Source organism: Microbacterium lushaniae (assembly GCF_008727775.1).
Classification (GTDB): Bacteria; Actinomycetota; Actinomycetes; order Actinomycetales; family Microbacteriaceae; genus Microbacterium; species Microbacterium lushaniae.
In genome coordinates this window covers 3,641,831-3,650,161 of sequence record NZ_CP044232.1, presented here as the reverse complement: position 1 = coordinate 3,650,161, position 8,331 = coordinate 3,641,831, and the positions used below count along the sequence as shown (strand labels likewise).

11 protein-coding genes are annotated in these 8,331 nt (G+C 67.5%); 9 read left to right on the top strand and 2 right to left on the bottom strand.

Annotation, left to right across the window (positions count from 1 at the left end; translation table 11 throughout):
* The first annotated feature begins 275 nt into the window (after window positions 1–275).
* From rpmH to F6J85_RS17545, 9 genes are all read left to right on the top strand, one after another.
* Window positions 276–413: a 50S ribosomal protein L34 gene (rpmH, locus tag F6J85_RS17585; RefSeq protein ID WP_055952712.1), complete on the top strand. Its 138-nt coding sequence runs from the start codon at window positions 276–278 to the stop codon at window positions 411–413.
* 9 nt (window positions 414–422) lie between these two features.
* Complete coding sequence (gene rnpA / locus F6J85_RS17580) at window positions 423–761, top strand: ribonuclease P protein component (protein WP_150927057.1); 339 nt, start codon at window positions 423–425, stop codon at window positions 759–761.
* A gap of 59 nt (window positions 762–820) precedes the next feature.
* Window positions 821–1,114, top strand: a complete 294-nt coding sequence (gene yidD / locus F6J85_RS17575; protein ID WP_420846149.1) for a membrane protein insertion efficiency factor YidD — start codon at window positions 821–823, stop codon at window positions 1,112–1,114.
* A gap of 6 nt (window positions 1,115–1,120) precedes the next feature.
* Window positions 1,121–2,245, top strand: a complete 1,125-nt coding sequence (yidC, locus tag F6J85_RS17570; RefSeq protein WP_150920246.1) for a membrane protein insertase YidC — start codon at window positions 1,121–1,123, stop codon at window positions 2,243–2,245.
* A 16-nt stretch (window positions 2,246–2,261) separates the two neighbouring features.
* Window positions 2,262–2,771: a Jag family protein gene (locus tag F6J85_RS17565; RefSeq protein ID WP_150920247.1), complete on the top strand. Its 510-nt coding sequence runs from the start codon at window positions 2,262–2,264 to the stop codon at window positions 2,769–2,771.
* Window positions 2,772–2,790: 19 nt separating this feature from the next.
* Window positions 2,791–3,417: a 16S rRNA (guanine(527)-N(7))-methyltransferase RsmG gene (rsmG, locus tag F6J85_RS17560; RefSeq protein ID WP_150927052.1), complete on the top strand. Its 627-nt coding sequence runs from the start codon at window positions 2,791–2,793 to the stop codon at window positions 3,415–3,417.
* Between the two features lie 1,107 nt (window positions 3,418–4,524).
* Window positions 4,525–5,439: a ParA family protein gene (locus tag F6J85_RS17555; protein ID WP_150927050.1), complete on the top strand. Its 915-nt coding sequence runs from the start codon at window positions 4,525–4,527 to the stop codon at window positions 5,437–5,439.
* Complete coding sequence (locus F6J85_RS17550) at window positions 5,439–6,419, top strand: ParB/RepB/Spo0J family partition protein (RefSeq protein WP_150927048.1); 981 nt, start codon at window positions 5,439–5,441, stop codon at window positions 6,417–6,419. The genes F6J85_RS17555 and F6J85_RS17550 overlap by 1 nt, the downstream gene beginning before the upstream one ends.
* A gap of 95 nt (window positions 6,420–6,514) precedes the next feature.
* Window positions 6,515–6,862: a tryptophan synthase subunit alpha gene (locus F6J85_RS17545; RefSeq protein ID WP_150927046.1), complete on the top strand. Its 348-nt coding sequence runs from the start codon at window positions 6,515–6,517 to the stop codon at window positions 6,860–6,862.
* 66 nt (window positions 6,863–6,928) lie between these two features.
* Here F6J85_RS17545 and trxA read toward each other — a convergent pair whose 3' ends face one another.
* Both trxA and trxB read right to left on the bottom strand, forming a co-directional pair.
* Entirely contained in the window at window positions 6,929–7,252 is a 324-nt protein-coding gene (gene trxA / locus F6J85_RS17540) for a thioredoxin (RefSeq protein ID WP_150927045.1), read from the bottom strand.
* A gap of 61 nt (window positions 7,253–7,313) precedes the next feature.
* Complete coding sequence (trxB, locus tag F6J85_RS17535; protein WP_150927597.1) at window positions 7,314–8,300, bottom strand: thioredoxin-disulfide reductase; 987 nt, start codon at window positions 8,298–8,300, stop codon at window positions 7,314–7,316.
* Between the last annotated feature and the right edge of the window lie 31 nt (window positions 8,301–8,331).

Genomic DNA, 8,331 nt, shown 5'->3' with positions numbered 1-8,331 from the left:
CGCGCCGAAACGGCGCATCGAGCCTGTGGATAACTGACGGAGACACGCTAGTCAGGGACCGTTCGGAGAGCAAACCCCCAGCGTGAATCCGGCCCGCGTGTCCCCTGGGGATGCGCTGCGAGGTTGGGGATAATGTGCGCCTGCGGATCGGCCGGTTTGAGTTATCCCCCGTCCCGACGTAGCCTTAGTCGGTTGACTTATGCCTATACGGCAGTCCCCGATCCGCATCATCCCCGGTATGAGCTCCCGGGGAACACCACCTCCGGAGTGACCTCATGAGCAAGCGTACGTTCCAGCCGAACAACCGTCGCCGCGCCAAGAAGCACGGCTTCCGTGCACGTATGCGCACGCGCGCAGGCCGCGGCATCCTCTCCGCTCGTCGCGCCAAGGGGCGCACCGAGCTGTCCGCCTGACCTGCCCCAGTGCTCGCGAAACCGAACCGACTCACCCGCGGATCGGATTACAAGGCCACCGTCCGGCGAGGTACCCGGTGCGCAGGAGCGCACACCGTCACCTATGTCGGGCGTGCCGGTGATCCCGCGGTGGCTCGGTTCGGTTTCATCGTGAGCCGGCAGGTCGGACCGGCCGTCGTGCGCAACACCGTGCGCCGGCGCCTCAAGGCCGTGTGTGCCGAGGTGCTCCCCACGATGCGGCCCGACGTGGACGTCGTGATCCGCGCACTGCCGAGCGCGGCGACCGCCGATTTCGCATCCCTGCGCGCCGAGGTCACCCGGTGCCTGCAGCGGAGGGCAGCGGCGTGAGCGTCGCGACTCTCCCCACTGCCTTCGTCGGGTCGGCCACGCTCACGGCCCCGAATCTCGTGCGCGCACTGCCGCTCGTGCCGCGCAACGCCGGCCTGGCCCTGCTTCACGGCTATCGCGCAACCATCTCCCATGTATATGGCGATGTGTGCAAGTACTATCCCTCCTGCTCGGCGTATGCGGTCGGCGCTGTCCAGCAGCACGGACTGCTCAAGGGCGCGGCGCTGGCGGCGGCACGCCTGGCACGATGCCATCCCTGGGCTCAGGGCGGCATCGACGACGTGAAACCGCACCGCGCTTTCCGCTACGACCTCACCCCGCACGGTTTCGTCGTGCCCCCTGGAAAGGACTGATCCGTAATGGATCTCATCGGAATCATCCTCTGGCCGCTCAAGTGGGCCGTGGAACTCGTGCTCGTCGGGTGGCACGCACTCTTCACACTGATCGGCCTTCCGCCGGCGGACGGCATCACGTGGGTGCTGTCCATCATCGGCCTGGTGATCGTGCTGCGATCGGCGCTGATCCCCCTCTTCGTGCGGCAGATCAAGAGCCAGCGCAAGATGATGGAAATTGCCCCTGAACTGCGGAAAGTTCAGGAGAAGTATCGCGGTAAGAAGGATCAGCTCTCGCGTGAGGCGATGAGCCGCGAGACCATGGCGCTGTACAAGAAGCACGGCACGACACCGGTGTCGAGCTGCCTGCCCCTCCTCGTGCAGATGCCCATCTTCTTCGCCCTGTTCAGCGTGCTCAACGACGTGCAGAAGATCGCGAAAGACCCGACGTTCAGTGGTGTGGGTCTGCTCGACAACGCGCTCACTCAGGAGTTCTACGACGCCAAGCTGTTCGGCGTCGCCTCCCTCCACGAGACGCTCATCAACGCCGTCGAGACGAGCAACGGCGTGGCGATCACGATCCTCGTCGTGCTCGTGATCCTCATGATCGCCTCGCAGTTCTTCACGCAGCTGCAGATCATCTCGAAGAACCTGTCCCCCGAGGCCAAGACCGGCCAGGCCTACCAGATGCAGCGGGTCATGCTGTACATCCTGCCGTTGGCCTTCATCTTCTCCGGTGTCTTCTTCCCCCTCGGCGTCGTCATCTACTGGTTCGTGAGCAACCTGTGGACGATGGTCCAGCAGTTCATCGTGATCCGTGAAATGCCGACACCGGGTTCGGATGCGGCCAAGGCCCGCGAAGAGCGGCTTGCGCGCAAGGGCAAGGCGATCGATTCCAGCGGCAAGGTGGTCTCCATGGAGAAGTACCAGGCCGAGCAGCAGCGTCTCCTCGAGGAGGCCGAGCGTGCGCGTGCCGCGGCGCCCAAGCGCCAGCAGCCGGTCGGGAAGCAGCGTGCGAAGAAGCAGGCCCCCAAGCAGCCCGGAACCAAGCAGCCGGGACCGGGTCAGCAGGGACCCAAGCGCCCCTCATCCGGTGGCGCGCCGAAGCCCGCCGACGGGTCTCCCTCCCCCGACTCCCCCACCACCTCCTGACGTACGAAGGACGATCATGACCTCCGAATCCACTGACGTCGCCCCCGCCGCCGCGGTCGACGCCACAGACGAGCAGCTCGAGCAGGAATCCGACGTCGCAGCGGACTACCTGGAGGAGCTCCTCGACATCGCCGACATCGACGGTGATCTGGCGCTCGAGGTCCGTGGTGGTCGCGCCTACGTCTCGGTCGAGGCCGAGGCATCCGATTCGCTTTCGCGTATCTCGGACCCCGACACGGTGCAGGCGCTGCAGGAGTTGACGCGGCTCGCCGTGCAGAACCGCACCGGCCGGTTCTCGCGCCTCATTCTGGACATCGCCGGCTCGCGCGACATCCGGCAGCGGGAGCTCGAACAGTTGGTCGAGCGCGCCGTCGAGCGCCTGGACGAGGGCGCCTCACAGGCGTCTCTTCCGCCGATGTCGAGCTACGAGCGCAAGCTCATCCACGACATCGCGGCCGACCGTGGACTGGTGTCGGAGTCGTACGGTGAGGGCGCCGACCGCCACACCGTGCTGCGTCGCGCCTGACGTTTCACGTGAAACATCGATGATCGACGTCGAACCCGAACCCCCCGCCGCTGCTGCGGTCTTCGGCGACCGGATCGAGGTCGCCCGCGCATTCACGGATGCACTGGCGCGGCACGGCGAGGAGCGCGGCCTGATCGGACCCCTGGAGCCGGCGCGGATCTGGTCCCGTCATGTGCTCAACAGCGCGATCATCGCCCCTCTGTTCTCGGGACGGGTCGGCGATGTCGGCTCGGGGGCAGGGCTGCCCGGCCTGGTGCTCGCCATCGCCCGACCCGATGTGTCGTGGGTGCTGATCGAGCCGATGGAGCGCCGCACAGCCTGGCTCACCGAGCAGGTTGCGGAGCTGGGCCTGGCCAACGTCGAGGTGGTGCGTTCTCGTGGCGAGGAGTGGGCGGGAGCGGGCACCCTCGACGCGGTCACCGCCCGCGCAGTCAGTGCGCTGCGCACGCTCATCCCGTTCACCGCTCCGCTCGTGCGCGATGGCGGAGAACTGATCCTCCTCAAGGGCGCGAACGCGCAGAAGGAGATCGAGGCTGCGGCCAAGCAGATCCGTGCGCATCGTCTGACCGACGTGCGCGTGGAGACCATCGGGGCCGACGTCCTCGAGGAACCGACCAGGGTCGTACGCGCGCGGGTCCGCGCCTAGCTCGATCTTCGCTCTGCGAACGATTGGTGAGCCGACCTGCCCGCTCGGACAGACACACACCGGAGTTGGTTGTCCATGGAGCGGACGGCATGGCGGGGCCGGTTGAATTTCGCCGTGCCATCCTCGCTCAGGGGAGAAGCGACCCGAAGTCATGTGGCCCCGGTTGCGTATAGCGCCGTTTCACGTGAAACATCCTGCCCTGGGGCGTCAAAGGTGGCTTCGGCGATGTCCACCGGCCCAGGTGCCGTGGCCGCTGCGGCAGCAGCGTAAGGGGAGCGGGGCTCACGCAGAACTCCGGCGATCCGCCGTCGGGCGCCGGATGCAGCGGCGCAAGGCCCATCGCCCCGAGTTCTGCGCGACGTGACACGATCTGACACGACGCGGTGGCGGACCGCCGCGGCATGCCCGGCCCTTATTCGTAGGCGGCCGCAGCGGCAACTGGCGGCGGGCGTCCACGTGGTGGGCGGGCGGAGGCCTCGCAAGACGCGGCGCGGCACCCGTCATTCGCGCAGAACTCAGGCGATTCCGCCCGGGGCGGCGGATGCAGCGGCCCGAGGCCGATCGCACGTGAACTCCGCGCGGCGCGGCACCCGCCGTTTGCGCAGAACTCAGGGGATTTCGCGTTGTTCCGGGGATGTGGCGGCGTACGCCGAACGCACCTGAAGCCTGTGCGGCGCGATGGCCGCGACCGACTCATCCGGCACGACCGGCCCTATCCGTGGGGGCCTCAGCGCCCGGGCACCGAAGTCCCGGCGGGGCCGGCGCAGGCGCTGCGTGGCATCCGCTGTTCGCGCAGAACGCATGCGATTCCGCGCTGCGGCGGCTGATGCAGTGGCGTAAGGCCGATCGCGCCTGAATTCCGCGCGAAACGACGCGGACAAACCCGACGATGCCCGCCGCGGTGCCCCCTCGGGCCAGACGTCAAGTCCGGGCTGCGTCCCCGCCTGCCTCGATCCCGCGGCCGGATGGCTCAGTGAAACGGGCCGATGTTTCACGTGAAACGCGCGTGCGCAGGGGCGACGCCACGCCACACCCTCGTCATCTGGCGTCGGCGGTCGCGGGTAGACTGAACCGTCTGGATCCGATCGCCGAGGGAGAGCGTTTCACGTGAAACAATCCGACGACTCCGGGTCTGGCGTCACCTTCGACTCGCCGATCGCCCGTGAGTTGGCGGATCTCTCCGCCCGCCGGCGCGCACTGGAGGAAGTGGCGGTGGAAATGCCGACGCAGACCCGCGTCTTCACCGTGTCGAACCAGAAGGGCGGCGTGGGAAAGACCACGACCGCCGTGAATCTGGCCGCGGCCCTGGCCGGCGTCGGCGCCCGCGTCCTGGTGATCGACCTCGACCCGCAGGGCAACGCCTCCACGGCGCTCGGCGTCCCGCACACGGCCGACACCCCGAGCGTGTACGACGTCCTCATCGATGAGTTCCCCCTCGCTGACATCGTGCAGCAGAGCCCGGAGTCGGAGAACCTCTTCTGTGCACCGAGCACGATCCACCTGGCCGGTGCGGAGATCGAGCTGGTGTCGCAGGTGGCCCGCGAGCATCGCCTGCGCACGGCGCTCGATGACTACCTGGCTTCCGACGACCACCGCATGGATTTCGTGATCATCGACTGCCCGCCGTCGCTGGGTCTTCTCACGATCAACGCCTTCACGGCGGCATCCGAGGTTCTGATCCCGATTCAGTGCGAGTATTACGCGCTCGAGGGTCTCAGCCAGCTGCTGGGCAGCGTCCGGATGATCCAGCGGCACCTCAACACCGGCCTGCACGTCTCCACGATCATGCTGACGATGTACGACGGGCGCACCCGTCTGGCCCAGCAGGTGGCCGAAGAGGTCCGAGCGCATTTCCCCAAGGAGGTGCTCCGCACGGTGATCCCGCGGTCGGTGCGCGTGTCGGAGGCTCCCAGTTTCGGTCAGACCGTGATCGCCTACGACGGGCAATCGGCGGGCGCGGTGGCCTACCGCGAGGCAGCGGTCGAGATCATTCAACGCGGTACGAAAGAGAAGGAATCCTGATGGCGAAGCGGACTGGACTGGGACGGGGGATCGGCGCGCTGATCCCCACGACGGAGCTGTCGGAGGCACGGCCGGTCGACGTCTTCTTCCCCGGCGCGCCGGAGAGTGCGTCGGCGGATGCGGCGACCGAACGTGCGGCAGCGGAGAAGGCGCAGCAGCAGAGCGACCTCGTCGCGGTTCCCGGTGCGCGCCTGGTCTCCATCGACCCGCACGCCGTCGTACCCAACCCGCGACAGCCGCGCACGCACTTCGATGCGGATGACCTCGCGGAGCTGGTCCACAGCGTGCGTGAGTTCGGGGTTCTCCAGCCGATCGTCGTCCGTGACGTGGGGGAGGGCCGGTATGAGCTCATCATGGGTGAGCGCCGCACCCGCGCCGCCCGCGATGCGGGCCTGACGTCGATCCCCGCCGTCGTCCGCGAGACCGCCGACGAGCACCTGCTTCGTGACGCTCTGCTGGAGAACCTCCACCGGTCGCAGCTGAACCCGCTGGAAGAGGCGTCCGCCTACCAGCAGCTGCTGGAGGATTTCGGGATCACACAAGAGGAGCTGGCCTCCCGTATCGGCCGGTCGCGCCCGCAGATCAGCAACACGATCCGACTCCTGCGCCTCCCGATGCCAGTTCAGCAGCGCGTGGCAGCGGGTGTGCTCAGCGCCGGCCACGCGCGCGCGATCCTCTCACTCGAGGATGAGTCATCGATGCGGAAGCTCGCCGACAAGATCGTGAACGAGGATCTCTCGGTGCGTGCAGCGGAGGCAGCCGCGAAGAGCGCGGACGCCGGGGCGCGTCGTACTGCTCCCAAGGCCGGCTCGCGGCGCGGGCACTTGGAGGAGGTGGCCGAGCGACTCGGCGATCGCCTCAACACGCGTGTGCGTGTGTCCCTGTCCGCCAAAAAAGGCCAGGTCGTGATTGATTTTGCCACCATCCAGGACCTGAATCGCATCCTGGCTGAACTGGGTGAGGACGGATTCGGGGGCTGAGCGCGGCGTACATGCCGATGACGGCATGTACGCCGGATTATCCCCTGATCGGCAGTGGCGGTCGATGGCGCGACGGGCCGTCGTACGCTGGAGGTATGGCATCCCACGACGACTCCCCGCGCCGCAGGGCGAGCCTGGAGCTGTTGCGGGCGGAAGCCGCGGATGAGCTGTCGGTGCTGGTGCACGAGCGACTCATGGACGGCGAGGACCCGTGGGAGTTCATGGAAGACCTCCCCACCGTCGATGAACTCGTGGTGCTGACCCTCCGGGCCGAGAACATCGCCGAGAACGGCGGCGTGCGCCCCAATCGGGCACGTCACTATCGGGTGCTCCGCCAGATCGCGATCGAGTATCCCGCGCTCACCCGCGCTGTGTGGCGTCTGCTGGGCGAGGACGAGTCGTACCGCCGGTGGGACGCCACGGTCCGCTCAGACGCCACCTGAGCCGCGCCTGACGCAACGAAAACCCCCGGCACTCCGCAGAGGGCCGGGGGTGTGTCCGAGGGTTTCTCAGCCGATGTACTGGGCCAGGTCCTTCTCGAGGGCGAACTTGGGCTTGGCGCCGATGATGGTCGTCTTGACCTCGCCACCCTGGAAGACCTTCATCGCCGGGATCGACGTGATCTGGTACTTCATGGCCAGGTCGGGGTTCTCATCGACGTTGAGCTTGAGAACGGTGATCTTCTCCGGGTTCTCGGCCTGGATCTCGTCGAGGATGGGGGAGACCATCCGGCACGGGCCGCACCATTCAGCCCAGAAATCCACCAGTACGGGACCTTCGGCGTGCAGCACGTCCTGCTCGAAGGTCGCAGAGGTCGTTGCCTTTGCGCTCATCTTGTTCTCCTTTTCGGGAAGCTTGTCTTAGCGGTAACGCGCCGGCGCGCGCGATTGTTCCTCAGGCCGCTTCGGCGCCGGGGAGGCCTTCGATCTGGTCTTCGCTCACTTCTGGCTGGCCGGCCTGACCGCGCGCCGCGAGGTAGTGCTCGACATCGAGGGCGGCCACGGTCCCGGTGCCGGCGGCGGTGATCGCCTGCCGGTACGTGGGGTCGATGACATCGCCGGCGGCGAAGACACCCGGCACCGAGGTGCGGGAGGAGCGTCCGTCGACCCAGATCGTCCCCTCGGGGGTGAGGTCGAGGATGCCGTGCACCAGGTGCGTGCGCGGGTCGTTGCCGATGGCGACGAACAGGCCGTCCAGGGCCAGCTCGCGCGTCGATCCGTCGACCGTGGAGCGCAGGACGACGCCGTTCACCGCATCCTCGCCGAGGATGTCGGCGACTTCGGCGTTCCAGATGAACTCGATCTTGTCGTTCGCCAGCGCACGCTCCTGCATGATCTTGGAGGCGCGGAGGGTGTCCTTGCGGTGGATGATGTAGACCTTCGAGGCGAACTTGGTGAGGAAGGTCGCCTCCTCCATCGCGGAGTCGCCGCCACCGACGACGGCGATCGTGCGGTCGCGGAAGAAGAAGCCGTCGCACGTCGCACACCACGACACTCCCCGGCCGGAGAGCCGCTCCTCGCCCGCGAGGCCGAGCTTGCGGTACGCCGAGCCGGTGGCGTAGATGACGGATGCGGCGGTGTGCACCGCACCGCTTCCCAGCGTGACCGTCTTGACGTCGCCGTCGAGGTCGAGCGACACGACGTCGTCGTAGATGACCTCGGCGCCGAAGCGTTCGGCCTGCTCCTGCATGCGGGTCATGAGGTCGGGGCCCTGGATGCCCTCGGGGAAGCCGGGGAAGTTCTCCACGTCGGTGGTGTTCATGAGCTCACCGCCCGCCTCGACGGAGCTGGCGACCACGAGCGGCTCGAGGTTCGCGCGAGCGGCGTAGATGGCCGCGGTGTAGCCTGCGGGGCCGGATCCGATGATGATGACGTGACGCACGTGCGTCGCCCCCTTCGTGTGTTCCTCGAGT